Below are 26,398 nucleotides of genomic sequence, written 5' to 3' on the forward strand. Positions count from 1 at the left end.
GCATCAGGCTTGATCGCATGAACGACGCGACAATCCGGAGCGGGGACAGTGGCACCGTCAGGGCGGCGATCGCGGCCGAACGCCGGGAACTGGCCGACCTTTTGGACACATTGCGCGCCGACCAGTGGGACGAGCCGAGTCTCTGCGCGGGATGGCGCGTTCGTGACGTGGCCGCGCACATGTCGATGGGTTTCCGGCTCTCCTTGCCCACGATGCTCGGTGAGCTGGTCAAGGCGCGCGGCAACCTGCACCGTATGACCGACCGGGTCGCGCGCAGGGACTCCGCCGCCCATTCCACCGGCGAGCTGGCGGCCTTCCTGCGGGCTCATGCCCACCATCCGTGGACACCGCCGGTCGGCGGGCTCACCGCGGCGCTCGGTCACGACGTCGTGCACGGCCTTGACATCACCGTCGCCCTCGGCCTCGACCGGGACGTGCCCGGCAGGCGGCTGCGCCTTCTGCTGGACGACATCCGGCCCAGGAGCGTGAAGTTCTTCGGCGCCGATCTCGACGGGGTGCGACTGCGCGCCGACGACCTCGACTGGTCGTACGGCTCCGGCCGGACCGTGTGCGGTGCGGCCCAGGATCTCCTCCTTGTGGCCTTCGGCCGCAGACTTCCGGCCGGCCGACTCCGCGGAGAGGCCGCCAGTCGTTTCACCCGCACCGCCGCCACCGACTAGGTATTGATCCCGCGGGCTGTGGTGAGGGAGCCGCGGTCACCGCGGCGAGGGTGCCGAGGCGGCGCGAGACGGACCAGAGCTGGCACCGCCGACTTCACCACGGTGTCCACGGCGAAGGCCGCGACGACCAGGACGGGAGCGGCCTGCTTCCTCGGCCCTGCGTGCCGGCAGCGGACCGGGAGGCGGGTGCGGTGCGCCCCCGCCGGCGCCGGTGGCGGGGAGTCCGGCGGTGAACCGTTGGGGGCGTGCGTCCGACACGTTGACAGCGAGCTGCGAGGATAGGTGGATGGCTGGTGTCATCGCCGTCAGTCCTTGCGTCTGGTCGTGACCGGCCGGGCGCGCAGGGGGCAGCCGGCGAGTGACTACACTGACGTAGACGGTCTGCGTGACTGCAGACGATAGCGGGGCGAGGAACGTTCCATGACCGAAACCGACAGCACCGACGAACGCCGGCCCGCGGGCGAACTGGAGGCCGCCGTGATGGCCACCCTGTGGGCCGCCGACGGCCCGCTCACCCCCGGGCAGGTGCAGGCCGGGCTCGGCCGGAAGCTGGCCCGGACCACGGTCACGACCATCCTCACCAGGCTGTACGAGAAGGACATCGTCCGGCGTGAACGTCAGGGGCGCGGCTTCGCCTACGTCCCGGCGCAGGACGCGCCGGGACTGACCGCGCGCCGGATGCACACCGAACTCGACCGCGACGCCGACCGCGAATCCGTCCTGGCCCGCTTCGTCGCCGGACTCAGCCCCGACGACGAAGAAGTGCTGCGCCAGCTCCTCAAGGGCGAGGACGCATGAGCCCGGTACTGCTGCTCCTGGTGCCCCTCCTGGCACCGTTCGCGGCGCGGCCCCTGGCCCGGCACACGGTCCGGCGCCTGGCTCCCGTACCGGCTCTGTACGTGCTCACCGCGAGTTCCGTCGTCCTGGCCGCCACCTCGGTACTCGCGCTCGGGACCCTCGTGCTCACGGGGCTGCTCACCCTGCCCCGGCTGGCCGTCCTCGCCGAACTCATCCGCCCCCTGCGCACCCCCTCGGGAATGATCGTCCTGCCGCTGGCCGGGGCCGCCATGGGGGCACTCGCCATCAGCACCTGGACGCTCACCCGCTGGAGCCTGCGCCAACTGCGCGCCTACCGCTCGGCGACCGTGGCGGCCAACCACCGGCCCACCGCGGGCGACCTGTGCGTCATCGACTCGCCCCACCCCGACGCGTACGCCCTGCCCGGCCGCCCGCACCGCATCGTCGTCACCACCGCGATGCTGCGCAGCCTCGACGCCGCCGAACGCGACGCCCTCCTCGCCCACGAACGCGCCCACAACGAGGGCCGCCACCACTACGTCCTCGCCGCGGCCGAACTCACCGCCCACTGCCACCCCGCGCTGCGCGCCACCCGCACCGCCATCCGCCTCGCCGTCGAACGCGCCGCCGACGAATCCGCCGCCCGCGCCACCGGCAACCGGCGCCTGACCGCCCGCGCCATCGCCCGCGCCGCCCTCGCCGGGCACGCAGCTCGCTCCACGTCCGCACCGCGCCCGGACTTCGCCTCCGCGGCCACCACCGGCCCCGTCCCCCAACGGGTCGCCGCCCTGCTCGCCCCCGCCTCCCGCCCGCCCCACGCCACACGCTGGATCGCCGTCCTGCTCGCCTGCTGCGCGGTGCTCTCCGCCTGGGCCGGCGCCGACGGCGCGCTCACCTTCCACCACCAGGTCGAGGTGGCCCAGGGCGAAGCGTCGCGCTGAGCGGCCGAACCGCCTTTCGGCGGCCGGCCCGCGCGCGTCGGGCGCCCTGTCAGTCCGTCGTGCCCGCCTCGTCGGCGTTGTCGCGGTTGCCGGGCGAGACCGTGCACACCAATGCGTCGTCCCGTACGTCGCAGACGACGGTGTCACCGGGGCCCACCTGCCCGTCGAGGAGCATGGTGGACAGCCGGTTGTCGAGCTCCGTCTGGATGGTGCGGCGCAATGGCCTGGCGCCGAACTCCGGCTGATACCCCTGCTCCGCGAGCCACTGCTTGGCCGCGTCGGTCACCTGGAGAGTGACCTGCTGGGCGTGCAACCTGCGGCGGCTGCGTTCAAGGAGGAGGTCGACGATCCGTACGAGGTCGTCACGGGTGAGCGCGTGGAAGACGACCACCTCGTCGATGCGGTTGAGGAACTCGGGACGGAAGTGGCCGCGCAGCTCGGCCATCAACTCGTCGCGGATCTCGTCGACGGCTCCCTGATGGTTCAGGATGAGCTGCGAGGCGAGGTTGCTGGTCATGATGACGACCGTCTGGCGGAAGTCGACGGTGCGCCCCTGCGCGTCGGTCAGCCGCCCGTCGTCGAGGACCTGGAGCAGCAGGTTGAAGACGTCCGGGTGCGCCTTCTCCACCTCGTCGAACAGCACCACGCTGTACGGCTTGCGGCGGACGGCCTCGGTGAGCTGGCCCGCTTCGTCGTAGCCCACGTACCCGGGGGGAGAGCCGACGAGGCGGGAGACCGTGTGGCGCTCCTGGAACTCGCTCATGTCGAAGCGGATCAGCCGGTCCTCCTGGCCGAAGAGGATGTCGGCGATGGCCTTGGCGAGTTCGGTCTTGCCGACGCCGGTGGGGCCGAGGAAGAGGAAGCTGCCGGTGGGCCGGTCGGGGTCGCCCATCCCGGCGCGGCCCCGCCGCACCGCCTGGGCCACCGCGGTGACCGCCTCGTCCTGGCCGATCACCCGCTCGTGCAGGGTCTCCTCGAGGCGGATCAGGCGTTCGCGTTCGGTGGCCGTCAGCTGGGCGACGGGAATGCCGGTGCGCCGGGAGACGACCTCGGCGATGTCCTCCTCGGTGACCTCGGCGGCGGGTTCCCGCTCGCCGTCCAGGTCCGACAGCCGCCCCTCCGTCTCGCCGATCTGCCGTTTGAGCCCGGCGGCCCGCTCGAAGTCCTCGTTGTGGACGGCCTCGTCCTTCTCCCGGTTCAGCCGGGTCAGTTCCTGGTGGATCTCGTCCGCCTCGGGGCTGTCGGCGCCACCGCGCAACGCCACCCGGGCGCCCGCCTGGTCCATCAGGTCGATGGCCTTGTCGGGCAGGAACCGGTCGGTGATGTAGCGGTCGGACAGGGTGGCCGCGCTGTCCAGCGCCGCGTCGGTGAAGCGGACGCCGTGATGAGCCTCGTAGGAGTCGCGCAGGCCCCGGAGGATCTCCACGGTCTCCTCGACCGTTGGCTCGGGCACCATCACCGGCTGGAAGCGGCGGGCGAGTGCGGCGTCCTTCTCGATGTTCTTCCGGTACTCGTCCAGCGTCGTGGCGCCGACGAGGCTGAGGTCGCCGCGCGCCAGAGCGGGCTTGAGGATGTTGCCCGCGTCCATGGCGCCTTCACTGCCGCCACCGGCGCCGACGACGGTGTGGAGTTCGTCGATGAACAGGACGATGCTCTCCTGCGCCTCGGTGACCTCGTCGATGACCTTCTTCAGGCGCTCCTCGAACTCCCCGCGGTACTTCGAACCGGCGACCAGACCCGACAGGTCGAGGGCGACCACGCGCCGGTCACGCAGGGTCCTGGGCACGTCGCCGGAGACGACGCGCTGCGCGAGACCCTCCACGATGGCCGTCTTGCCGACCCCCGGATCGCCCAGCAGCACCGGGTTGTTCTTCGAGCGCCGGGAGAGGATCTCCACCGTCTGCTCGATCTCCTCCGCCCGGCCCACCACCGGGTCAAGGCGCCCCGCGCGGGCCTCCTCCGTGAGGTCGCGGCCGTACTCGTCCAGCGTGGGTGTGGCGGTGGAACCGCCCGCCCCCGAGCCGCCGGCCCCGCCGGGGCCCCCGCGGCCGCGGCGGGTTCCCGCAGCACTGTCCGAGCCGAGGACGCCGGCCGCGCCGGACGAGGGGTCCTCCACGACCGCCGCGAGAATGTGCTCGGGCCCGATGTACGACGCGCCCGCCTCCTGGGACTTGGCGTGCGCCCTGAGCAGGGCCCGCTTCGCCGCCGGGGTCAGCCGCGGTTCCTCCACCGTGCCGCCGGTGGGCAGCGACTCCTCGACCTGGGCCGCCAGCGCGTCGGGGTCGGCACCCGCCTGCGACAGGAGTTGCCGGCCGGGATCGGACTGGGTGGCGGCCCACAGCAGATGCACGGTGTCGAGATCGGCGCCGTCCTCGGCGGCGCGTCCGCCGGCCGTCGCCAGCAGCTCCTGCGAGGCGTCGCTGAGCAGGCGCCCGATGGGAACGCGCTGGACCGCGGGCGGGGAGGCGGCCGGGCTCGTGCCGAAGAAGCGGTTGAACAGGTCCGAGAAGGGGTCACCTGACCCGAAGGGCGAAGTCGTCACTGCGGTCGTCCGATCCTGACGGCGCCTTGCCCACCTGACGAGCCGGGTGCCGCGTTCGTGTTGTCGAGGAGGCGGTGGCTCGCGGACAGGGACTCACGCTGTCCGGCGCTGTCCGGCGCTGTCAGGCATTGCCGGTGCGCGGGCCTTTCCCCACTGTGGGAGCCGCCCGGTGCCTGCGCACTTCAGCCGCCGCACCGTTCAACCAGCCGGGTGACTCGTTCTCCGGGGGCACCTGGCACGGCGTGACGGTGCTCATGCATCGCTCTGTGTGACGGTCCCGCGCGCGTACGTCCGCTCCGCCGCTACCGGACGAGCCCGCCGCCGGGCGGTACGGAAATTCGAGATTAGATGCGCGCTACGTGGAAACCCCCGTTGTGTCCCACTTTGCGCCCCTCGCTTCTCGACTCGGGCGGGGGTCCTCCGTCCACCTCTCCGCACGTGGGGAGCATTGATGAAGACAGACAGCCGTTCCACCTCCCGGCTGCACCACGATCCGTTGGTCCGGGGGCTCGGCTGGGCCAGCGCGCTCCTGGGCGTGCCCCAGGTCGCGGCCCCGGCGGGCTTCGCCCGGGCCCTGGGCGTGGGTGACGCGCCCCGGCACCGCTACGCCACGACCGCCGTCGGCGTACGGGAACTGGCGGCCGCCACCGGCTTGCTGACGCGGCCGCATCCCGCATGGCTCTGGGGCCGCGTCGGCGGCGATCTCATGGATCTGACGATGCTGACCCGGGCCCTGAAGAACCACGACGGCCGTGGCTTCGGCCGCACCGCCGCCGCGACCGCCACGGTCGTCGCCATCACGGCCACGGACGTCTACGCGGCCGTCACCCGTACTCGTAGGAGCACCCCCATGCAACTGACCGCGGCCACCACCGTCAACCGGCCCCCCGACGAGGTCTACGCCCTCTGGAGCGACCTGGGGCGGCTGCCGGACTTCATGGCGCACCTGGACGAGGTGCGCGTCACGGGTCCCCGCACCAGTCACTGGCGGGCCGAGGCGCCGTTCGGCAAGACGGTCGAATGGGACGCCGAGACCACCGAGGACGTCGCCGGCCGGCTGATCGCCTGGCGGTCGGTGGAGGGCGCCGACATCGACAACTCCGGCGAGGTCAGCTTCGTGCCCGCCCCCGGCGACCGGGGCACGGAGATCCGGGTCAAGCTGCGCTACGACCTGCCCGCCGGGCCGCTGGGCAAGGCCGCGGCACGCTACTTCGGCGAGGAACCGCACCAGCAACTCGACGACGACCTGCGCCGCTTCAAGCAGATCGCGGAGACCGGCGAGGTCGTCCGCTCCGAGGGCGCACCCGGCGGCAAGCGGGCCCGCGGCGAGTTCCCGCAGCACCCGGCCCGACCCCTGACCGAGGACGAACTGAAGGAGGCCCTCGCATGAAGGCCAACTGCTGGACGGGACGCAACTCCGTCGAGGTGCAAAGTGTCCCCGACCCCTCCATCCTGAACAGCCGCGACGCCATCGTGAAGATCACCTCGACGGCCATCTGCGGCTCCGACCTCCACCTGGTCGACGGGTACGTCCCCACCATGGAAAAGGGCGACATTCTCGGCCACGAGTTCATGGGGGAGGTCGTCGAGGTCGGCCCCGGCATCAGCGGCGACAAACTGCGCGTCGGCGACCGGGTCGTCGTGCCCTTCCCCATCGCCTGCGGCGCCTGCGCGTCCTGCCGCTCGGAGCTGTACTCGTGCTGCGAGAACACCAACCCGAACGCCGGGGTCTCGGAGAAGTTCTTCGGCCACCCCACCGCCGGGATCTACGGCTACTCCCACCTCACCGGCGGCTTCGCCGGCGGCCAGGCAGAGTACGCCCGCGTGGTGCTCGCCGACGCCAACGCCCTGAAGATCGAGTCGGACCTCACCGACGAGCAGGTGCTCTTCCTGTCCGACATCCTGCCCACCGGCTTCATGGGCGCCGACATGTGCGACATCGAGCAAGGTGACATCGTCGCCGTCTGGGGCGCCGGGCCGGTCGGACAGTTCGCCATGGACAGCGCCCGGGTCCTGGGCGCGGAGAAGGTCGTCGCGATCGACAAGGAGCCGTACCGCCTCGACATGGCCGCCGCCCAGGGCTACACGACCATCAACTTCGAGGACACCGACGTACGGTCGGCCCTGCTGGAACTGACCGGCGGCCGCGGCCCCGACAAGTGCATCGACGCCGTCGGCCTGGAGGCCACCCACGGCGCCTCACACGTCCACCTCTACGACCGTGCCAAGCAGGCCGTCCGCTCCGAGACCGACCGGCCGCACGTCCTGCGCCAGGCCATCATGTCCTGCCGCAGCGGCGGTGTGGTGTCGGTCATCGGCGTCTACGGCGGCCTGATCGACAAGTTCCCGGCGGGCGCCTGGATGAACAGGTCGCTGACCCTGCGCACCGGCCAGTGCCACGTGCACAGGTACATGAAGCCGCTGCTGAACCTCATCGAACAGGGCAAGCTCGACCCCACCCGGATCATCACCCACCGGCTGCCCCTGTCCGAGGCGCCGACCGGCTACGACCTCTTCAAGAACAAGAAGGAACACTGCGAGAAGGTCGTCCTCACGCCATGAGGGACGCGGTCCCGAGCCGCGGATCCGCCCCCGACGCGTGCGTACTCACGCGTCGGGGGCGGCCTCTGACGGCGACGCGGGCCCGTCAGCGGCGATCGAGGGCCGCACGCACCAGGGCGAGCCCTTCCGCTCTCCAGTGGTCCCGGTCCGCCAGCTGGTCGTCCCGGCGCCAGCGCCAGGCCGAGAACAGCGCCCAGCCAAGGGCGCGGCACTGCCGGAGCAGATCGTGGTCGGCGCCCACGTAGTGCTTCCCCACTTCCTCGGGCGCATGGGCGAGGTCGAATTCGACCGGCCCGCGGCAACATGTGGCGAGGTCCACGAAGAGCGGCCCCCGCCGGGAGTCGAGGAGATTGCCCGGGTGCGGCTCGCCGTGCAGCAGCTGCTCGCCGGCAGTCCGCACGCTGATCGCGGCGCTCAGTTCGCGGAGCGTCGCGCTGAGGAACTCCCTTTCCGCGTCCGGGACTTCGGGGGAGCGTGCCGGGTCGTCCACCTCTCGCAGCGCCGCCGTGACCCGGTCGGTGAAATGCGGCGCGTCCACGTTGATGTTGCGCAGGGCGGCGTGGTGCCGCATGAGCACGTCCGCGTAGTCGGCCGGCGCGACCTCCGCCCTCACCGGCTCGTAGTAGGTCCAGAGCGAGACGGCGAAGCCCTCACGTACGTACACGCGCGGGTCGGCCCGGGGCTCGAGCTCGCCCACGGGCGCGCCGACGTCGGAAAGACGGGCAGCCACCGCCACCTCGAACGCGGACTCGGCCAGACGTCCCGAGGGAGCGACACGAGCCAGAACGTCGCACGGGACGAGGCGCAGCACGGCGCGGTCCGAGTTGCTGACGACGATCACGTCGTCGACCTGGAGACCCAGCTCCGCGGCCGTCGTCCGCCCGGCCTCGACTGCGCGACGGAGTTCCGAAGGCTCCATGATCACGCGGCCCGGAGGCAGAACGGGTGGCCGGCAGGGCTGGCGTAGACGCGGCTGCCGGTCCTCTCGGTGACGTCGGTGGTGGGCCGCAGCCGGACGGCGCCTGCGGCCGCGGCGACGCGATCCGCCTCCGCGAGGTCCTCGACGGCGAAATCCAGGTGCATCTGCTGGGAGGTGCCGTGCGGCCAGTCCGGGGCGACCTGGCCCGGGGCCGACTGAACGACGATGACGGACAGACCAGGGGTCCGGACGAAGTGGTGGGTCGGCGTGCGGTGGATCGAGCCGCCGAGCAACTGCTGCCAGAAAGCGCCCTCGGGCTCGATGTCGTCGGCGTCGATGATGACGGAACTCAGGGTGACGGTCATGGTGCGGTTCCTGTTCGTCGTGGGAGTGGGTGGTAGGGGCGGGTGGTCAGACGGTCGGGATGATGCCGCCGTCGACGCGGAACTGCGCTCCGGTGAGCCAGTTGGCGCGGCTGGAGGCGAGGAAAGCGATCATTTCGGCGACGTCCTCGGGGGCGCCGGGGCGGCCCATGGGCAGGTTCAGGTGGTCCACGATCCGCTGCGTGACCTGCTCGGTGGACACGCCCTGCTGCTCGGCCATCTGTCGCAGGTGGGCGGTGGCGCCGTCGGTGACGACGAAACCCGGAAGGACGCACACCACGCGCACCCCGTGCGCGCCCACCTCGGTGGCGAGTTCCCGGCTGTAGGTGTTCAGTGCGGCCTTGGCGGCGGCGTAGGACGCCTCGGTGCGCTGCGGCAGCCGGCTGGCGATCGAGGAGACGTGCACGACGACGCCGGAGCCCCGCTCGACCATCCCGGGCACCAGGGCGCGGTCCAGGCGCACGGCACTGAGCAGGTTCATCTCCAGATCCGCCTGCCAGGACGCGTCTGACCGGCTCAGCGTGGGGGCCGGGGCGCTCGCGGCGCCGGCGTTGTTCACGAGCACGTCCACGCCGCCGGCCTCGTCGATGACACGGCGGCCGAGCGCGGCCACCCCGTCGGGCGTCGAGAGATCCGCCGCGATGAACGTGGCCCCGCTGTCCTCCTCGGGCCGGCTGCGCGAGGCGGTGAGCACGGTCGCTCCCGAGGCGACGAAACGGCGCACGGTCGCCTCGCCCAGGCCGCGGCTGCCGCCGGTGACGAGCACGCGGAGCCCCGCGAGGCCCTCGTCGATGTGCTGCATGGAAGACTCCCTCATAAAATGAACCCGACTCCGGAAACGCTACACCGCTAAACGGAACCGGACTCACCTTATGGAGATCCTCATGCCACCTCCCCGCCGGATGCGCGCCGACGCGCGCCGCAACCGCGAGCTGCTGCTGTCCGCGGCCCGCCAGGCCTTCCTCGACGGCGACACCGGGGCACACGTGGAGGAGATCGCCCGCGGAGCGGGGGTCGCCGTGGGCACGCTCTACCGCCACTTCGAGACCCGCGAAGCGCTGATCGAGGAGGTCTGGCGCTGCGAGGTCGACGACCTGTGCGCCTCCGCCGACGACCTCCTCGCCCGGCACGCCCCGGACGAGGCGCTGCGGCGCTTCCTGCTGCTGCTCGTGGACCATGCCGCCGTGGGCAAAGGCATGTCCGTCGCGCTGCAGAGCATCATGGCCACCGACTCACCGGTCTTCGACGACGCCCGCACCCGCATGGCCGACGCCCTCACCCGGCTCCTTGACGCCGGCAGCGCGGCAGGCACGCTGCGGGGCGACGTCACCGGATCCACCCTGCTGCGAGCCCTGGGGGGCGTCTGCGCTCTGCGGGCGACCGAGGGATGGATCGACGAGGCCCGACAGATCGCCGCCCTGCTGCTCGACGGCCTGCGTCACGGTGCCGCACCGACGAAGTGATCCCGGCAGGCCGCCCCTCCCCGGCGAGGATTCCGAGCCGACGTGCGCAGTGCGCGGGCTGCCGCGGCGGCTTCTCCGCGTGCGTAGATGCGTGGACCTGGCGCAAAAGAGACGGGCGGGGCGCTTCTGTGGCGGTGCACTCTGTCGGTGCGGCCGGGTGGGGGAGTAGCGTGCGGAGCAGTCCGTGAAATGTGCCTCGGCGTTAGCGCGGCGGCGGCTGTTTCGGCGATCTCTCGGGCCCATGGACGGGTTCCATACGCCAGCGGCTGCCCTTGCGGGAACGTTCCCGCCTCATACGCACCGCTTCTTTCGACTGCATACTCCGACGTGTCGTCTCGCCGCTCTGCAGCGGCATGGCAGGCGATGTGGTGCACGGCCTTTCCGGGACGATCTATGCATGACCTCTTTGCCCACCGCCCGTTGCTCCTCATGGCTTCCGCACGCGGAGACGTCGGCGTGCGGGCGTCGGACGGCACGTCGGGCCACCTCGGCCCGCACCGAGCACGCCTCCTCTGGGCCGCCCGGGTGCGCAGCTTGGGCACGACAACGCCCCTGGGCATAGAGGCCGCTCCCGGTCTGCGACTGGCCTGGCAGTACGGCCCCTGTTGCTCCTCGTGCCACCGCCGCGGCCCCGGCCGCCCCGAACGGTTCCCTGCGTGCCCGGACCCCGTACGCAGGGAACTGCCCCACCTTTCGGCCGCGCCGCCCCGGGAGCAGCGCGCCGGGACCGCGCCCGTCCCGGAACCACCTGGGTCACCGGCCCCGGACGGCGCTGAGCCTCCGGCCCCCGCCCGCCAGGCTCTCGCGTCCGCGCACCAGCGACGCCCGGCCCTGGTGGCGCCGGCGAACGGGCTCTGAGACCGCGGACCCTGTCGGACCGGCGACGCGGGATCGCTCCAGGGGCGCTGAGGGGCCGGTGACGTGCGGGGTCATGCCTCGTGTCCGCAGCACGATTCCGCACCACCTGCTGAGAACTCCCGTGCGGCCAGCGGAAGTTCGGTTGCCGTAGTCGGCTTCACTGCCCGGACGATGGCGGAGTGCATGCCGTCCGCGACGCCGTGGGTCGCAGTCAGCTCGACGGCGGTGAATCCGGCGTCTTCGAGGCCTGCCCGGTACTCGGCGAAGGAGAGGGCGCCGGCGATGCAGCCGACGTGGTCGCCGCGTTCGGCCCGCTGTGCGGGCGTGAGAGTGTCCTCGGCGACGACGTCGGAGATGCCGATCCGGCCGCCGGGCGCCAGGACGCGGAACATCTCGGCGAAGACGGCGGGTTTGTCGGTGGACAGGTTGATGACGCAGTTGGAGATGATGACGTCGATCGTGCGCGCGGGCAGAGGGACGGCCTCGATGGTGCCCTTGAGGAACTCGACGTTGGTGGCGCCGGCCTTCCGCCGGTTCTCCAGGGCGAGGGCGAGCATCTCCTCGGTCATGTCCAGGCCGTAGACCTTGCCGGTGGGGCCGACACGGCGGGCGGAGAGCAGGACGTCGATGCCGCCGCCGGAGCCGAGGTCCAGGACCCGCTCGCCCGCCGCGAGTTCGGCGACCGCGGCGGGGTTGCCGCAGCCCAGCGAGGCGGCGAGGGCCTCGGCAGGTAGCCCGTCCCGCTCGTCGGCGGCGTAGAGGGTGGAGCCGAAGTTGTCGTCGACCTCGATGGCCTGCGGTCCGCAACAGGCTGTGCCCCCTTCGGTGACCTGGACGGCGGCCGCCGCGTAGCGCCGGCGGACGGTCTCACGCAGGTCGGTGTTCCGCTCGCTCATGACTCGACTCCTCGGATGACGGATGACGGATGACGGGACGGGGTACGGCCCGATCAGTCTGCATTGACGTTCCTCGATGCAACCTTGCGGTGTGAATCGAAGACTGTCAATATTGAGGAATGTCGAAACAAGAGCTTGAGGTGCGCGGCCAGGACAGCCCCTCCGGGTGCTGCCCGACGCTGCTGACCGCTCCGCTGGACGAGGAGCGGGCGGCCGAGCTGGCGCCGGTCTTCAAGGCGCTGGGCGATCCGGTGCGTCTGCGGCTGCTGTCGATGATCGCCTCGCAGCAGGGTGGAGAGATCTGCGTCTGCGATCTGACTCCGGCCTTCGAACTGTCGCAGCCGACCATCTCCCATCACCTCAAGCTGTTGAAGCAGGCCGGTCTGATCGCCTCCGAACGTCGCGGGACGTGGGTGTACTACCGCCTGTTGCCCCGGACAACGGACCAGCTGGCCGCGATCCTGAGCCGCCCCGGCAACCCGGACGCCCAGCCCATCCAGCCACTCGGCGAGCCCGCCGGGGCCGCTTCGTGAGCGGGACGTCCAACGCCCCGGGCGGTTCGGCCGTCGGGCGGCTGTCGCTGGTCGACCGGTTCCTGGCGGTGTGGATCCTGGCCGCGATGGCCGCCGGGCTCGGCCTCGGCCGCCTGGTGCCCGGTCTGGGCGACGCGCTCGCGAAGGTCACCGTCACCGGAGTCTCGCTGCCGATCGCCCTCGGCCTGCTCGTGATGATGTACCCGGTGCTCGCCAAGGTCTGTTACGACCGCCTCTCCACCGTCACCCGCGACAAGAGGCTGCTGATCCCGTCACTGGTCATCAACTGGATCCTCGGCCCGGCCGTGATGTTCGCCCTCGCCTGGATCTTCCTGCCCGACCTGCCGCAGTACCGGACCGGGCTGATCATCGTCGGCCTTGCCCGCTGCATCGCCATGGTCATCATCTGGAACGACCTGGCCTGCGGCGACCGTGAGGCCGCCGCCGTCCTCGTCGCCCTGAACTCGGTGTTCCAAGTGGTCGCCTTCGCGGGGCTCGGCTGGTTCTATCTGTCCGTCCTTCCCGGCCGGCTCGGACTGGAACAGACCACCCTCGACGCGTCGCTGTGGGAGATCGCCCGCTCGGTCCTGATCTTCCTCGGCATCCCCCTCGCCGCCGGATTCGCGACCCGCAGACTCGGTGAGAGGGCGCGCGGCCGGCACTGGTACGAGACGAGGCTGATCCCGAAGATCGGCCCGCTCGCCCTGTACGGGCTGCTGTTCACGATCGTGGTGCTGTTCGCCCTGCAAGGTGATGCGATCACCTCGAAGCCCTGGGACGTGGTGCGGATCGCACTGCCGCTGCTGGTGTACTTCGGCGTGATGTGGGTCGGCTCCATGGCCCTGGGCAAGGCCGTGGGCCTGGACTATCCCCGGACGGCCACCCTCGCGTTCACGGCGGCGGGCAACAACTTCGAACTCGCCATCGCGGTGGCCGTCGCGACGTTCGGCGCGACCTCCGGGCAGGCCCTGGCCGGTGTCGTCGGCCCGCTCATCGAGGTACCGGTACTGATCGGCCTGGTCCACGTAGCCCTCGCCGCCCGCCGCTACTTTCCTGCTGAGCCCCTGTCAGCCGCTGCCGCCGCTGATGCTGCCGCCGAGGAGGACCCTGCCCGTGTCTGAAACCGCTGCGAAGCCTTCGGTGCTGTTCGTGTGCGTCCACAACGCCGGGCGCTCGCAGATGGCCGCCGCCTTCCTCACCCATCTCGCACGCGGCCGGGTCGAGGCCCGTTCCGCCGGGTCCGCTCCCGCCGGTGCGGTGAACCCGGTGGTCGTCGAGGCGATGCGCGAGGTGGGCGTCGACATCTCCGCCGAGCTTCCCAAAGCGCTGACCACGCGGGCCGTCCAGACGTCCGACGTGGTCATCACCATGGGCTGCGGTGACGCCTGCCCCGTCTTCCCCGGCAAGACGTACCTCGACTGGAGACTCGACGACCCCGCCGGGCAGGGCATCGAAGCCGTCCGCCCGATCCGGGACAGGATCGAGACCCGCGTCCGGGAGCTGCTGAACGAGCTCCTGCCCGGCGCGGCGGCCTGAGCGGTCCGGCCGCCGCGCCCGACCATCACGCCTGCTCCGGTGTGATCTTCTCCCGGAAGAGCCGACGCCCAGTGGGGGAGCCGGTCGATACCTGCTAACTCTTGGGCTTGGCCGTCGGCTGTCGAGGAGCCGCAGGGAGGAACACGTGCTGGGTCTTGAGCTAGTCGTGCTGTTGGGGATCGCCGTGCTGGTCGGTTCCGCCATCGGGGACCGGCTGCGCATCGCGTCACCGGCCGTCCTCATGGCCATGGGCGTCCTGATCGGCCTGCTTCCGGCGCTCCGCGAAGTGGAACTGCCCTCCGAAGTCGTGCTGTTGCTGTTCCTGCCCGCGCTCCTGGCCTGGGAGAGCCTCAACACCTCGCTGCGCGAGATCCGTCGTCACCTCACCGACGTCACGCTGGCGGCCACCTTGCTGGTCGTCGCCTCGGCGGCGTCGGTGGCCTGCGTCGCCCATGCGCTCGGCATCGACTGGGGCCCCGCCTGGGCGCTGGGCGCGGCCGTCGCACCGACCGACGCGACAGCGGTGAACGTCGTGGCACGCCTCCTGCCGCGCCGGGACATCACGCTCCTGCGCGCGGAAAGCCTCCTCAACGACGGAACGGCGCTGGTCGTCTACGGCATCGCGGTCGGCGTCACCGTCGGGACCGAGCACATCACCGTCCCGCACGTCGGCTGGCTGTTCGTGCTGGGCTACGGCGGCGGCGCGCTGATCGGTTTCGTCACAGGAACGGTCGTGCAGTGGTTCCGGGTGCGGATGGCGGAGGCGGCCGCGCTGCGGGGCCAGGTGCTGTTGCTCCTCGCCCCGTTCTCCGCCTACCTCATCGCCGAGGACATCGACGCCTCGGGTGTGGTCGCCGTCGTGGTGTGCGGCCTCATGCTCAGCCAGAGCGGCCCCCGTACGGTGCGCGCGGAGGTCAGAGTGCAGGCGCAGCACTTCTGGGTGGTCGCGACCTACCTTCTCAACGGCTCCCTGTTCGTCCTGATCGGCGTCGAACTCGACTTCTCGGTCCGCACGATGGGCCACGACGAGCTCCCGCGGGCCCTCGGCACCGGACTGGCGGTGGCGGGCACCCTCATCGCCGTGCGCTTCGTCTACTACTTCGGCGTGGCCGCCTTCTTCCGCGTCGCCCGCAGAGGGAGCGCCCGCGCGTCGGGCACGACGTACTCGCCGCGGCGTCTGACCGTGAGCGCCCTGTCGGGCTTCCGCGGGGCGATCTCCCTCGCCGCGGCCCTCGGCGTCCCCGCACACCTCGACAACGGTGAGGCGTTCCCCTCCCGCCAGCTCATCGTCTTCGTCACCGGCGTGGTGATCGTCGTGACGATGGCGCAGGCGCTGATCCTGCCGTGGATCGTGCGCTGGGCGCAGCTCCCGCACGACCGGTCCGTCGCCCACGAGGAATGGCTCGCCGAGTCGGCGGCCTTCGAGTCCGCGCTCAATGCCCTGCCGGACCTGGCCGAACGCCTGAACACGGCCCCTACCGTGCGCGAGACGATCCAGCGGGCCCACCAGTTGCGGGCTGAGGCGGTGGCGCGCCGCTGCGCCTCGATGCCCGCCGCGCCCGAGGAGACGGCCCCGCACGCGCAGCAGCTCACCGACGACCACACGGCCCTCAGCCTCGCCCTCCTCAGCGAGCGCCGCACCATGGTCGTGCGCCTGCGCGACACGGGCGACATCGACGACACGGTGCTGCGCCGCCTTCAGGGCCGCCTGGACGCGGAGGAGCTGCATCTGCGCGGCCACGTCCCGGTGGAATGAGGCCGAACGCCCTGCCGACGGCGTCTTCGCTCGCCCCCGAGGGACGCTAACCTGAGGCTGGTTCTCGCATGTGTACAAGGGGGAAATCGTGGCCGAAGAGGTGCTCGAGTACGCCGTGGAGGACCGCCCCGAGTGGAACGCGGTCATGGCGGGGTCCGCGACCGTGCGGGTCGAGCCCGACGAGAGGGCCCCCGAGGTCATCCTCGTCGCCGCGAACTGCCCCCGCTGCCGGCACGACTTCGCCCACGTCGAACCCCTCGTCAGCTACCGGGCCATGAGCGGCGAGGACCCCCTGCGCCCCGGGATCGGCGCCCTGCTGCGTGACGCCGCCCGCCGCGCGGCCACCGCCGACCGCTCGCGCGACGTCTTCGGCTCGTGCACCTGCCCGGTCCCTCACCCGGGCTCACCGGAGGGGGCGACCGGCTGCGGCGCGTCCTGGTCCCTGCACGTCGAGTGGGGCGCCTGACCGATGGCGGTCCGTGTCACGCCAGGCCCGAGGGGCCCCTCCGAGGACCACCTGCTCTCCACGGCGTTGCGTGCCCGCACCGCCGTGGAGTTGCGTGAGGTGCGGGAGGCGGCGGCCAACTGGCGCACCGCGCTGGCGGCCATGCTCACCCTTGTCACCGCCGTCTCGGTGATCCGCGGCCGGGACACGATCGTCGGTCTCGCCCCGGAGGCCCGGGTGCTCGTCGGCGTTCTCCTGCTGCTTGCGGTCGTCGTCGCCTGCGTGGGCGCCTTCCTGGCGTCCCGCTCGGCGTTCGGGCTGCCGAAGGCGGAGCCGGCGGTCCGCGGGATCAGCGATCTGGTGGTCGCCGAACGCGCCCGCGTCCACCGTGCGGTCCGCGATCTGCGCGCGGCGATCGTCCTGACCTTCGTCACCCTCGGGCTCATCGTCGCCTCGGTGGGCGTGGTCTGGTACGGGCCCACCGCCTGATGCGCCGTCAGTCCTGCCAGCGCCGCAACGGTCGTACACCGGCCCGGTGCGCGTCGAGGAGGCGGGGCCGCAGGTCGGACCAGAGCATGTCCATGACCTGCTCCATGTTCTGGCCGAGCTCGATCGCGGCTCCGATCCGCGGCGTGTTCTCACGGGCCAGGACGGCGCGCAGCATCAGGCGCCGGAGCACGGAGGGCGGATGGGTCACGGCGCCGGTCGAAGGCTGCTTGTCCTCCCTCGGCTTCTTCTGGCCCTGGCGTCCGATCATGCGGCGCAAAAGGGAGGCCCGTTGCACGTCGTCGCCGTCGGGTCCGTTCTCATGGCCGTGGCGCAGCACGCTGATGGCGCGCTCCATGACATGCGTCATGGTGAAGTAGAAGTCGGCCCCCAGGAAAGCGATCGGAAGGTCGTAGCCCCTCGACCGCATCGCGGCGACGGAGAGGGAGAGGCCCTTGGCGTCGGCCTGGAACTCCTCCTGGCGGGTCCAGGCCAGCTCCTCGGGTGCGTCCATGTCCGGACCGCCGAGCCGGGCCGCGGGGCGCTGCCGGCCGAGGTGGCCCTCCAGAATGTGCCCGTATTCGTGGCCGAGCGCGAACAGCTCGACGGATTCGCAGAGCATCATGGCCCAGGTGTTGCGGACCGGGTCCTGGGCGTGCCGGGGTGCGTTGTACGGCACGCCCGTCTCCAGGTACGCGCGCGCCAGCCGGCCGAACCTGTGGGCCGACTCCGGGTGCTGGTCGAGTCGTTCGCGCACTCGGGCGGGTTCGAGGCTGAAGGCCGCCCCGCCTTCCGGGCTCAGGCGGTATGGCAATACCTCCGCCACGGCTTTCGCGGACAGGTGGGCGAACCCCAGGAACTCCGACTCGAACAGTACGAGGTGTTCGCGGGTGGCGGGCACGAGGAGAGTCATCACGTTCACCCGCCCGGTGGGAAGGGTTCCGAGCAACGGGCGCTCCGGCATCGGGAATCCCAGCGCCCGGCCGGACCGCTCCACCCTGTCGGCCAGCTTGTGCAGAGACTGGATGGTGCGTGCGTTCTCGTACTGGCTCACGGTCGTGCCGGCCAGAAGCTCCTCGTTCCGCAAGAGCCCGGCCCGCAGCGCCTCCAGTTGCTCGCGGCCGACCAGTCCGGTCCGCGTGTCCATCAGTTCGCTGATGAGCGACGCGGCGTCAGCGCTCTCCCCGGCCGCCGAACGCGGTTCCGGTGTCAGACCCACGCTCTCCCAGACGTTCTCATGCATACGGTCCAGAAACCGCCGAGCCTGTTGCGAAGCCACTCTCGCCTCCCGCGTCGAGCCGGTCCACGCTCCTCTAACGGCATCCGGTGCGAGAAGTAGTGGGGACACGCCGGGGCCTTGGGCACGAGGTCTTCCTGCCCGGGCCCGGAGCGGATCGATGTGAGCGGCGGGCCGCGCTCTGCGGGCGGGATCAGCGGGCGGCCTCGTCCTCGCGTGAGTCGAATACTTCGCGCGCCCGCTCGATGGCGGGCATGTGCTGAGACGCCCAGGCCAGCAGCACGTCGACGGGGGGCCGAAGGGTCTTGCCGAGCGGGGTGATCGCGTACCTGACCGCCACCGGGCGGGTGGAGACGACCTCGCGCTCGATGACACCGTTGCGTTCGAGGCGCCGGAGTGTCGCCGTCAGCGACTTCTGTGTCACCTGCGGGATGGCCCGCCGCAGTTCGTTGAAGCGGCACGGGCGCTCGCAGAGCTCGTTGAGGATGCTGAGCGACCACTTGTCGAGGATCTGGTCGAGGAGTTCGCGGTGCGGGGCGTCGATGCGGAGCTCGTCGGCGGTATCCATGGCGAAACCTGGTCTCGTTGAAGTGTCTTTCCGGTACTAGGTAGCTTCACGATACCTAGTACGGAGGAGAGAGACCCATGACCGTCCAGTACTTCACCCCGCAAGGCCTGCTGCAGCCCGTCCCGTACCACCACGTCGCCGTGGGCACCGGAACCAAGCACGTCCATGTCAGCGGCCAGATCGCGCGCCGGGCCGACGGGACCCCTGTCGCCACCGGCGATCTGGCCGGACAGGTCGCCCAGGCGCTGCGCAACACCGCCGTGGGACTGGCGGGCGCGGGCGCGACGTTCGCGGACGTACTGCGCCTGACGTTCTACGTGACCGGGTGGGCTCCGGAGAAGATCGGCGATCTCATGGCCGGCGTGGAGGCCGTCGCCGAGGAGACCGGTCTCGGGACTCCCATGCCGCCGGCCTCCCTCATCGGCGTCGACCACCTCTTCGAACCGGACGTGCTCGTCGAGGTCGAGGCGACCGCGCTCCTGGACTGAATCGCCGCGGGTGCGGCCGCCCGCGGCGCGAGTCCGCGCGCGGCGGGCGGCCCGACTGCCGTCTTCTCAGCAGGGCTTCACCCAGTAGACCCATGACCAGTCGGCGGAGGCGTCCGAGTCGTAGGCGCCGGTGTCCGTCCAGCGCGTGACGTGGTCGGAACTCCTGAACTGCGCGCGGGTCCCAGGGGTCTGGTTGTTGATCCACGAACCCATCGTCGTCCACGGGATGTCGTACTCGGTGCAGTTGTACATGGGGATGGGGGTGCCGGTGAAGTTCGCTCCCGGGTAGGCGCAGAAGTACTTGTACGGGCAGCTGGCCGCCGCGGCCGCGGCGGCTCCGGCGCCGTGGGTCGCCGCGTCGGCGGCGGAGGCGGTGCTGGAGCCGCCGATGAGTGTGCCGGCTCCGACGGCGAGCGCCACAGCTGTACGGGTCACGTGCTTCTTGAGTATCCGCATCAGGGAATCTCCCTTTCCGGGGCTCCACTGTGACGCCGGGTCGAGCAGGCGTCAGTGAGAACCTGCCATGCGGCCGACCCCCGTCATGCGCTGTGGTCGGCCTCTTCGCGTCACACCGTAGGCGCCACCCGTGACAGCCACTCATCCTTTCGAACCCCGTCGAAATGTCCCTACGGATTGCGGCGACGTCCACCGCGCTCCTCGCCTCTCACCAGCGGATGAGGTTCAGCTCGATGGCGAATCCCGGGCCCATCGCCACGACAAGACCAGGTGTGCCGGGAGGCGGGGGAGCCTGCATCGCGGTGCACAGCACGTCCAGGACGGACACGGAGGAGAGATTGCCCTTGGCCGCCACCGACCTGCGGGTGAGTTCCAGGGCCTGCGGTGGCAGGGCGAAGGCCTTCTCCACGGCGGTGAAGACCTTGGGCCCCGCGCCGTGCACGATCCAGCTGCCGATGTCCTGCGGCGTCAGTACGTGCCGGCCGAGCAACTCCCCGACCGCGCCGGGGAGGTGCTGTTCCACGAGGGCCGGGATCCGCGCGGACAGGACGATCCGGAAACCGTCGGAGCCGATGTCCCAGCCGAGTACCTCCGCGCTGTCCGCGAGCAGCAGACTGTGGGTGTCGACCAGTTGCGGACCCTGAACGGCTTCGGGCCGGTCTCCTCCCACGGCCACGACGGCGGCCGCGCCGTCTCCGAAGATGCTTCCGGCGACGAGAGCCGCGGCATCGGGGACGGCCCGGTAGTGCAGGGAGCACACCTCCACCGCGAGCAGCACGGCCACCGAGCCGGGGCGGCCCAGCAGACTGTCGTGGAGCCGGGCCAGCCCGGCGGCCCCTCCCGCACACCCGTTGCCGAACAGCGGAACACGGCGCACATCGGGGCGCAGACCGACGCGGTGGGCCAGCCGGGCCTCCAGCGAAGGCACGGTCAGGCCGGTGACAGTGGTGCTGATGATGGTGTCCACCTGGTGCGCCCGGATGCCTGCCGAGCACAGCGCACGGGTCAGTGCCTGCTCGCCCAGTTCCAGGGCGGTGGCCAGGTACACACCGTTGGTCTCGGTGAAGTCCCCGCGCCCGCAGAGCTTTTCGAGATCCGGCAAAGGGCGGGCCACGTGCCGTGTGGCGATGCCCGTGCTGGTACGGATCTTGCTCAGGAGCTGTCGTTGCGCCGGGCGCCGGCCTTGCAGGCGCTCCTGGGCGTCGAGGAGTTCGTCCTGGGGGTAGCGGTGCGGGGTGAAGGCCACCTCGGCAGCAGCGATGCGCGGAGCGCCTGTGCTTGCGACTGTGCCTGTGCCTGTGCCTGTGCCTGTGCCCGTGCCTGCGTCTGCGCCTGCTTCCCGGGCGGGGGGTTCTGTCGTTGGTTCCATCGGTGTGCCCTTGCCTTCCCCGGCATCTCTGGGTGTCAGTCGGCCGTGAACAGCAGGACCGCGTTCTGCCCGCCGAACCCGAAGGAGAAGCTCAGGGCCGTGCCCGTGGACACCGGGCGCGGGCGTCCCGCCACGATGTCGAGCTTGTGGTCACCGTCCGGGTTCTCGAAGTTCGCCACCGGTGGCACGCACCCGTGCCGCAGCGCGAGAACGGTGTAGGCCGCCTCCATCGCTCCGGCCGCGCCCAGCGAATGGCCGACGACGCCCTTGGCGGCGGTGACCGGAGGGGTGTGGTCCCTGAAGATCCGCGTGATGGCCGCTGCCTCCAGGGCGTCGTTCCTGGGGGTGGAGGTGCCGTGGGCGTTGAGGTGACCGATGTCGCCGGGCCGGCAACCGCCGTCCTCCAGCGCGGCGGTGATGGCGGCGAGCACACCGCGGCCGTCGGGGTGCGGGGAGATGGGGTGATAGGCGTCGGCGTTGGCCGCGAAGCCGCGCAGCATCGCCAGAACCGGCGCGCCCCGCGCCCGTGCCGCGGACGGCCGCTCCAGTACGAGGACGGCGGCGCCCTCACCGAGCACGAAACCGTCACGAGCCGTGTCGAACGGCCTGCTGGCCAGGTGCGGTTGCTCCCGGCGCCGGGACAGCGCCCGCATCCGGCCGAACGCCGCGGAGTTCATCCGGCTGCGCGCCGACTCGGCACCGCCGGTCAGCACGACGTCGCACGCGCCGGAGTAGAGCAGCTCCCGCGCGATCCCGATCGCCGTCGCCCCCGAGGCGCAGGCGGTGGAGACGATGAAGTTCGGGCCACGCGCGTCCAGGTCGATCGCGACCTCGCCCGCCGCCATGTTGGGGATGCTGCGCGGCACCGCGAGCGGGGAGACACGGTCCGCCTCGCCCGCGTTGAGATGGGCGTACTCGGTCTCGTAGGTGCTCAGACTGCTGCCCGTGACACCCAGGACGACGCCGACGCGCTCCGCGGGCCAGGCGAGCGGATCGAGGCCCGCGTCGGCGACGGCCCGCCGCGCCGCGACGACGGCGAACTGAGCGAAGGGATCGAGCCGCTGGGCCGGTCTGCCGAGTTCGGCGGCGACGTCCAGGCCCGTGATGCGGCAGGAGAAGTCGACGGGCAGCCCGTCCAGCAGCGGGTCGGCCGCGGCCTTCGACCGGCCCCGGCACAGGTTCGCCCAGTTCTCGTCCGCGGTGTGTCCGGCCGGGGTCACCAGGCCGAGGCCGGTGACGGCGATCTCACCGCGCCTCATCGAACAGCCTCGCCGCATCGCCGAGCGTGGCCGTGGCGGACAGGTCCAGCAGATGGTCGGGCAGAGCGAGCCCGTACGTCTCCTGCGCCGCCACCAGGAGCTCCATCAGCGCCAGCGAGTCGAAGCCGAGGCTCTCCAGCGTCGTCGAGGCCGCGAGCCCTTCGGGGGGTACCGCCACCTTCAGATGGTCGGTCAGCAAAGTGACGAGTCGCTCGGGCAGTACGGAATCCTCCGCCGGCTCGGTCATGACCATGGTGTGTCCTCTCGGTGAGGTCTGTCCTGCGGATGAGCGGCGCTCACCCGCCTGCCCGCGCCCTCGCGTAGAGGTCGCGGGCCCGTGCCGCCCGCGCCCTCAACCGCTCCTCGTGCGAACCGATGCGTTCCTGCGCCTGCCGGCCGACGGGGCCGAGTCCGGGCGCGGCAAGCACCGACAGGGTGCGCAGCAGGGGTGCGACGACGTGCTCGTGGTGGATGTCCGGGTTGTAGATGCCCGCCGCAGCGACGCGGGCGGCGCGCGATCCGAACCCCGGGATGCCGACCCCCGGCATCCGGAATGCGGAGAGGACGTCCGCCAGGGCCGTCATCGTGTCATCGGGAAACACCTGGAAGGCGTCGGTCAGCAGATCTCGGTAGAAGAGCATGTGCAGGTTCTCGTCGGCGGCGATCCTGGTCATCAGTTTCTCGCCCGTCCGGTCACCACACAGGGCACCGGTATTGCGGTGAGAGTGCCGGGTGGCGAGTTCCTGGACCGTGGCGTACGCCAGGGTGTGCAGCGGGGTCACCCAATGGTGGGCGGACCATCCGCTCGCCATGTTCCGCAGCCGCAGATCCTCCAGGACGACCGGGTCCACCGCGCGCCGGGCGTGGAGGAAGGCACGGAGAACGAACGAGTGCCGGTCCTCCTCGGCGGTCCACCGGTGAAGCCAGGCGCCCCAGGCCCCGTCCCGGCCGAGGCGGGCCGCGATCTCGAAGTGGTAGCTGGGCAGGTTGTCCTCGGTGAGGACGTTGATGACCAGTGCGTCCTGTACGGCGCGCGGCAGCGCCGACTGCTCCGGCTCCCAGGCGTCACCGCGCAGGGGCCCGTCGAAGTCCCGCCCGTCGCCCCACGGCACGTACTGGTGGGGCAGCCAGTCCCGGGCCACCCGCAGATGCCGGTTCAGGAGCCGTTCGACGGACGGCTCCAGTTCGCGCAGCATGCTGTCCGGCGAAGGGGTCGTCATGGTGTGCCTTTTCCTCCCGATATCCCGGCGGGCCGCTGGGGGCCGCCTGAAAAAGGGAAATCGCTGCGCTGATCGCACAGAACAATTCACGAGAGGCGGCGAAAAGAGGGAAAGACACACCGGAAAACAGGAAAGCCCTGGCTGGACGGGGGAGGCCGGCCAGGGCCGCTTGGGTGTGGCACGCGGAGGGCGGTCGCCTCGCGGCGAAAGGCTCCATGGGGCTTCAGCCGAACGATCGTCCCCATGGGCAATGGGTGAGGCCCGGGGACACTGTCCCCTCCGCGGCCACACCCCTCCCAACGCCATACCCTTGCGCGATGTTCCTTCGGCGAGGCCCGCAACGGGTACACGTCGGCCCCGCCGGCTCCCTCAGGCTGCCATCAGTGACGCCAGGGCGCGGTCCATCGCCGCGTTGAATTCTTCCGGTGTCAGTGGCAGGCGGGACTTGATGTCGCGGCTCCACTGGTCGGCGAGGACCTCGGCGGAGCCCGCTTCGACGCCGTCGAGCGCCGCGTCGGCCAGGTCGGAGGGGGCGATCTTGGCCACGGGCCAGCCCGCCGCCATGTCGGTGTCGGCCAGGCCGAGGTGTACCGCTGTGACGAGCGTGCCCTGCTCGGCGAGTTCCAGGCGGACGCCGTTGGTCATGGCCCAGGCGGCGGCCTTGGTCAGGTGGTAGGCATTGGCGCCCGCGCCTCCGAACCACGACATGGCGGAGAGGACGTTGACGATCGCGCCCCCGCCGTTTCGCGCGAGTGCCGGTGTGAACTCCCGGACCATGCTCAGGTGGCCGAACGTGTTGGTCTCCAGTTCGTACCGCACCGCGTCCAGCGAACCGGTCACCAGGTCGGTGCTCGTATTGATGCCCGCGTTGTTCACGAGGAGCGAGACGTCGGGGGCGGCCTCGGCGGCGGCCCTCACGGATGCCGGATCAGTGATGTCGAGGGGCAGCACCTGGACCCCGGGCAGGTCCACGGTCTCGGGTCGGCGGGCGGTCGCGTAGACCTTGCGGGCGCCCCGTTCGAGCAGGCGCTGGGCGAAGGCGCGGCCCAGGCCGCGGTTGGCACCGGTGACAAGGGCTACGGAGTTGTTGATGTCCATGCCCGGTACGCTAAAACCTGACGCTAACGTCAGAGGCAAGTGATGGCTGTCAGGAACGGGTCGAGAGGAATCACCATGACCGTCACGGAGGCTGCGGCCGACCGGCTCGTGCGCATCGGAGAGGTGGCACGGGAGGCCGGCGTCTCGGTGCGCGCCGTGCGCTACTACGAGCAGCAGGGCCTGCTCGTCGCGGAGCGCAGCCCGTCCGGCCAGCGCCTTTACCGGCGGGACACCGTCACCCTGGTGCGCTTCTTCCAGCAGATGTACGCGGCCGGTCTGACCAGCCGGAGGATCGCGGAACTCCTTCCGTGCTGGGACAGCGGGCACACCGATGCCGAGCAGCGATCCATGTTGCGCGCCGAGCGCGACCGCATCCAGGCCAAGGTCGACGACCTGCAGGCCGCCCTGGACCGTCTCGACGAGGTCATCGCGATCACGGACGCGCACCCGTAGATCGGCCGGTGACCGAGACCGGCGGGCGACGCCGAAGTCGTCGCGGCCCGGTCCGGCCGAGCGGGTCCCGGGGGCGCCGACCAGGCCGCCACCGCCAGCACCGCCGCCACCGCCAGCACCGCCGCCGCCACCGCATCAACAAAACGCTGATGTCGTCTCAGCGCGATGACGGTAGATGCGGCGGCAGCCCGCGCATAGGCTGAGCATCGTTCTCCCGGAGATGTGCCCTGTCGGCCGGGCCGGTCAGAGCCAGCCCTGTTGCGCGACCTTCACGCCTGCTTCGAAGCGGCTTTTGGCGTTGATGCGCTCCATGATGGTGGACATCTGGCGGCGCACGGTGCGCAGCCCGATATTGAGGCGTTTCGCCGCGGCTTCGTCCGTCATGCCCTGGGCGAGCAGAATCAGCAGTCTGAGCTGGGTGTCGCTGAGTCCCGTCTCGTACGGGGAAGATTCGTCGTCGGTGTACGGCGTGGCTTGTTCCCATGCCTGGTTGAACGTGGCGATGAGGGTGGCGACTATGCCGGGCTCCGAGGTGAGGAGCGCGCCCGCGCGGGAGTTGTCCGGGTCGATGGGGACGACGGCCACGGTCCGGTCGAAGATCAGCATGCGGGGCGGGAGCACGGCGGCTGTGCGGACCTGGGCGTTGTGTTCGGTGAGCCAGGAGGCGTAGGCGCGGGTCGGTTCGTCAAGGCGCATGGCGTCGTCGTAGAGGTTGAGCAGGGAGACGCCGCGTGCGAGCGCCTCCTCGTCGAGCGGCCGGGACGCGTCGAGGCTCGCCTGGGACTGGGCTCCGCCGGGAAGTATGGCGAGGCATTCCTTTTCGAGGTTCTGTGCGAGGGTTTCGAGCCGTGTCTCGATCGCGTCGATGCCGATGAGTCTCTCCGTGCCCTCATGTGCACCGTCGTAGGTATGGCTGAGGCGTGCCGCGGCCTCCACCACCGCGGCTCTCCGCTCGCTGAGCGCCTGTACCTGCTGGGCGAGTTCGGCTTCCTGATTGCGCAGAAGCGTCGTGAGTGCGACGGGAAAGCTGACGGCGCGGTAGCATTCCGGGTTTTCTCTGGAGGGCCGTATGAGCGTGGCTTCCTCTAGTTCTTCAAGGGCTGCCGCTATCTCTTGTGCGGAGCACCTTAATGCGGCCGCGAGTTCGGCGGGATGGGCTTGTGACTGACGGGTGAGAGCCGCGTAAACGGCTTCCGCCGTAGGGCTGAGACCCAGGTTGCTCAACATGGCCATCGTGCTCGCGCCCTTTCATGTGGCCGCCCCCGTCTCACACACAACGGGTCGAGTCTCCCAGTGGGGTGGCCCACCATCAACAGCGCCTTTGTGTACACGTGTTGGCTGGTGATGGCACCAACGTGCCTAGGCAGCTAGGTGCCGCCGGAAAGTGTTCCGTCGGAACAGACCGCTCGCGCAGACTGCTGGGAGTCGGTGGTTACTGCACGGAATCAGTGC

Annotated in this window: 28 protein-coding genes; 14 read left to right on the forward strand and 14 right to left on the reverse strand. The window is 71.0% G+C overall.

Annotation, left to right across the window (positions count from 1 at the left end):
- The first annotated feature begins 17 nt into the window (after positions 1 to 17).
- From C1N81_RS43490 to C1N81_RS43500, 3 genes are all read left to right on the forward strand, one after another.
- Positions 18 to 680, forward strand: coding sequence for a maleylpyruvate isomerase family mycothiol-dependent enzyme (locus C1N81_RS43490; RefSeq protein ID WP_394437340.1), 663 nt, complete (start codon positions 18 to 20; stop codon positions 678 to 680).
- A gap of 420 nt (positions 681 to 1,100) precedes the next feature.
- Complete coding sequence (locus C1N81_RS43495) at positions 1,101 to 1,478, forward strand: BlaI/MecI/CopY family transcriptional regulator (protein WP_394437342.1); 378 nt, start codon at positions 1,101 to 1,103, stop codon at positions 1,476 to 1,478.
- Positions 1,475 to 2,419, forward strand: a complete 945-nt coding sequence (locus C1N81_RS43500) for a M56 family metallopeptidase (RefSeq protein ID WP_394437344.1) — start codon at positions 1,475 to 1,477, stop codon at positions 2,417 to 2,419. Before C1N81_RS43495 ends, C1N81_RS43500 begins: the two co-directional genes overlap by 4 nt.
- Before the next feature lie 49 nt (positions 2,420 to 2,468).
- On the opposite strand, the gene C1N81_RS43505 is transcribed toward C1N81_RS43500, so the two are convergent.
- Positions 2,469 to 4,961, reverse strand: coding sequence for an ATP-dependent Clp protease ATP-binding subunit (locus C1N81_RS43505; protein WP_394437346.1), 2,493 nt, complete (start codon positions 4,959 to 4,961; stop codon positions 2,469 to 2,471).
- 451 nt (positions 4,962 to 5,412) lie between these two features.
- Between C1N81_RS43505 and C1N81_RS43510 the strand changes: the two genes are divergently transcribed.
- Positions 5,413 to 6,351, forward strand: coding sequence for an SRPBCC family protein (locus C1N81_RS43510; protein ID WP_394437348.1), 939 nt, complete (start codon positions 5,413 to 5,415; stop codon positions 6,349 to 6,351).
- Positions 6,348 to 7,523 carry a zinc-dependent alcohol dehydrogenase gene (locus tag C1N81_RS43515; RefSeq protein WP_394437350.1) on the forward strand — a complete coding sequence of 392 codons (1,176 nt, stop codon included), beginning with the start codon at positions 6,348 to 6,350 and terminating at the stop codon, positions 7,521 to 7,523. The genes C1N81_RS43510 and C1N81_RS43515 overlap by 4 nt, the downstream gene beginning before the upstream one ends.
- Before the next feature lie 85 nt (positions 7,524 to 7,608).
- Here C1N81_RS43515 and C1N81_RS43520 read toward each other — a convergent pair whose 3' ends face one another.
- Genes C1N81_RS43520 through C1N81_RS43530 form a run of 3 tightly spaced genes read right to left on the reverse strand, consistent with a single transcriptional unit; the run spans position 7,609 to position 9,627 of the window.
- Complete coding sequence (locus tag C1N81_RS43520) at positions 7,609 to 8,442, reverse strand: aminoglycoside phosphotransferase/kinase family protein (RefSeq protein WP_394437352.1); 834 nt, start codon at positions 8,440 to 8,442, stop codon at positions 7,609 to 7,611.
- Between the two features lie 2 nt (positions 8,443 to 8,444).
- The gene (locus tag C1N81_RS43525; protein WP_394437353.1) at positions 8,445 to 8,807 is read right to left on the reverse strand and encodes a VOC family protein; all 363 of its coding nucleotides are present in this window, start codon (positions 8,805 to 8,807) and stop codon (positions 8,445 to 8,447) included.
- Between the two features lie 46 nt (positions 8,808 to 8,853).
- Positions 8,854 to 9,627: an oxidoreductase gene (locus tag C1N81_RS43530; protein WP_394437355.1), complete on the reverse strand. Its 774-nt coding sequence runs from the start codon at positions 9,625 to 9,627 to the stop codon at positions 8,854 to 8,856.
- Positions 9,628 to 9,709: 82 nt separating this feature from the next.
- Between C1N81_RS43530 and C1N81_RS43535 the strand changes: the two genes are divergently transcribed.
- A complete protein-coding gene (locus C1N81_RS43535) occupies positions 9,710 to 10,288 on the forward strand; it encodes a TetR/AcrR family transcriptional regulator (RefSeq protein WP_394437356.1) in 579 nt (192 codons plus the stop codon).
- A 929-nt stretch (positions 10,289 to 11,217) separates the two neighbouring features.
- Here the strand turns inward: C1N81_RS43535 and arsM are convergent.
- Positions 11,218 to 12,042, reverse strand: coding sequence for an arsenite methyltransferase (gene arsM / locus C1N81_RS43540; RefSeq protein ID WP_394437357.1), 825 nt, complete (start codon positions 12,040 to 12,042; stop codon positions 11,218 to 11,220).
- 119 nt (positions 12,043 to 12,161) lie between these two features.
- Here arsM and C1N81_RS43545 point away from each other — a divergent pair, with 119 nt between their 5' ends.
- From C1N81_RS43545 to C1N81_RS43570, 6 genes are all read left to right on the forward strand, one after another.
- Positions 12,162 to 12,575: an ArsR/SmtB family transcription factor gene (locus C1N81_RS43545; RefSeq protein WP_394437359.1), complete on the forward strand. Its 414-nt coding sequence runs from the start codon at positions 12,162 to 12,164 to the stop codon at positions 12,573 to 12,575.
- Positions 12,572 to 13,696, forward strand: a complete 1,125-nt coding sequence (arsB, locus tag C1N81_RS43550) for an ACR3 family arsenite efflux transporter (protein ID WP_394437360.1) — start codon at positions 12,572 to 12,574, stop codon at positions 13,694 to 13,696. The genes C1N81_RS43545 and arsB overlap by 4 nt, the downstream gene beginning before the upstream one ends.
- Positions 13,689 to 14,111 (forward strand): arsenate reductase ArsC, encoded by a 423-nt coding sequence (locus tag C1N81_RS43555; RefSeq protein WP_394437361.1) that lies wholly within the window; start codon positions 13,689 to 13,691, stop codon positions 14,109 to 14,111. The genes arsB and C1N81_RS43555 overlap by 8 nt, the downstream gene beginning before the upstream one ends.
- A 145-nt stretch (positions 14,112 to 14,256) precedes the next feature.
- The gene (locus tag C1N81_RS43560; RefSeq protein ID WP_394437362.1) at positions 14,257 to 15,867 is read left to right on the forward strand and encodes a Na+/H+ antiporter; all 1,611 of its coding nucleotides are present in this window, start codon (positions 14,257 to 14,259) and stop codon (positions 15,865 to 15,867) included.
- An 88-nt stretch (positions 15,868 to 15,955) separates the two neighbouring features.
- Complete coding sequence (locus C1N81_RS43565) at positions 15,956 to 16,333, forward strand: hypothetical protein (protein WP_394437364.1); 378 nt, start codon at positions 15,956 to 15,958, stop codon at positions 16,331 to 16,333.
- A gap of 3 nt (positions 16,334 to 16,336) precedes the next feature.
- A complete protein-coding gene (locus C1N81_RS43570; protein WP_394437365.1) occupies positions 16,337 to 16,801 on the forward strand; it encodes a hypothetical protein in 465 nt (154 codons plus the stop codon).
- Between the two features lie 7 nt (positions 16,802 to 16,808).
- On the opposite strand, the gene C1N81_RS43575 is transcribed toward C1N81_RS43570, so the two are convergent.
- Entirely contained in the window at positions 16,809 to 18,041 is a 1,233-nt protein-coding gene (locus C1N81_RS43575; protein ID WP_394437366.1) for a M48 family metalloprotease, read from the reverse strand.
- A gap of 187 nt (positions 18,042 to 18,228) precedes the next feature.
- Positions 18,229 to 18,603: a winged helix-turn-helix transcriptional regulator gene (locus C1N81_RS43580; RefSeq protein ID WP_394437367.1), complete on the reverse strand. Its 375-nt coding sequence runs from the start codon at positions 18,601 to 18,603 to the stop codon at positions 18,229 to 18,231.
- A 77-nt stretch (positions 18,604 to 18,680) separates the two neighbouring features.
- Here C1N81_RS43580 and C1N81_RS43585 point away from each other — a divergent pair, with 77 nt between their 5' ends.
- The gene (locus C1N81_RS43585) at positions 18,681 to 19,091 is read left to right on the forward strand and encodes a RidA family protein (RefSeq protein ID WP_394437368.1); all 411 of its coding nucleotides are present in this window, start codon (positions 18,681 to 18,683) and stop codon (positions 19,089 to 19,091) included.
- A gap of 66 nt (positions 19,092 to 19,157) precedes the next feature.
- Here the strand turns inward: C1N81_RS43585 and C1N81_RS43590 are convergent, their stop codons facing one another.
- The 6 genes from C1N81_RS43590 to C1N81_RS43615 all read right to left on the reverse strand — a co-directional run bounded on the left by C1N81_RS43590 (position 19,158) and on the right by C1N81_RS43615 (position 24,493).
- Positions 19,158 to 19,547, reverse strand: coding sequence for a peptidase inhibitor family I36 protein (locus tag C1N81_RS43590; RefSeq protein WP_394437370.1), 390 nt, complete (start codon positions 19,545 to 19,547; stop codon positions 19,158 to 19,160).
- Between the two features lie 208 nt (positions 19,548 to 19,755).
- A complete protein-coding gene (locus tag C1N81_RS43595; protein ID WP_394437371.1) occupies positions 19,756 to 20,793 on the reverse strand; it encodes a type III polyketide synthase in 1,038 nt (345 codons plus the stop codon).
- 158 nt (positions 20,794 to 20,951) lie between these two features.
- Positions 20,952 to 22,175 (reverse strand): beta-ketoacyl-[acyl-carrier-protein] synthase family protein, encoded by a 1,224-nt coding sequence (locus C1N81_RS43600; RefSeq protein ID WP_394437373.1) that lies wholly within the window; start codon positions 22,173 to 22,175, stop codon positions 20,952 to 20,954.
- Positions 22,162 to 22,422 (reverse strand): acyl carrier protein, encoded by a 261-nt coding sequence (locus C1N81_RS43605; RefSeq protein WP_394437374.1) that lies wholly within the window; start codon positions 22,420 to 22,422, stop codon positions 22,162 to 22,164. The genes C1N81_RS43600 and C1N81_RS43605 overlap by 14 nt, the downstream gene beginning before the upstream one ends.
- A gap of 49 nt (positions 22,423 to 22,471) precedes the next feature.
- The gene (locus C1N81_RS43610) at positions 22,472 to 23,395 is read right to left on the reverse strand and encodes an acyl-ACP desaturase (protein ID WP_394437376.1); all 924 of its coding nucleotides are present in this window, start codon (positions 23,393 to 23,395) and stop codon (positions 22,472 to 22,474) included.
- A gap of 369 nt (positions 23,396 to 23,764) precedes the next feature.
- Positions 23,765 to 24,493: an SDR family oxidoreductase gene (locus C1N81_RS43615; protein ID WP_394437378.1), complete on the reverse strand. Its 729-nt coding sequence runs from the start codon at positions 24,491 to 24,493 to the stop codon at positions 23,765 to 23,767.
- 75 nt (positions 24,494 to 24,568) lie between these two features.
- Here C1N81_RS43615 and C1N81_RS43620 point away from each other — a divergent pair, with 75 nt between their 5' ends.
- Positions 24,569 to 24,946 carry a MerR family transcriptional regulator gene (locus C1N81_RS43620; protein ID WP_394437379.1) on the forward strand — a complete coding sequence of 126 codons (378 nt, stop codon included), beginning with the start codon at positions 24,569 to 24,571 and terminating at the stop codon, positions 24,944 to 24,946.
- A gap of 243 nt (positions 24,947 to 25,189) precedes the next feature.
- Here C1N81_RS43620 and C1N81_RS43625 read toward each other — a convergent pair whose 3' ends face one another.
- Entirely contained in the window at positions 25,190 to 26,173 is a 984-nt protein-coding gene (locus tag C1N81_RS43625) for a DUF6879 family protein (RefSeq protein WP_394437381.1), read from the reverse strand.
- Between the last annotated feature and the right edge of the window lie 225 nt (positions 26,174 to 26,398).

Source organism: Streptomyces sp. SGAir0957, from assembly GCF_043523415.1.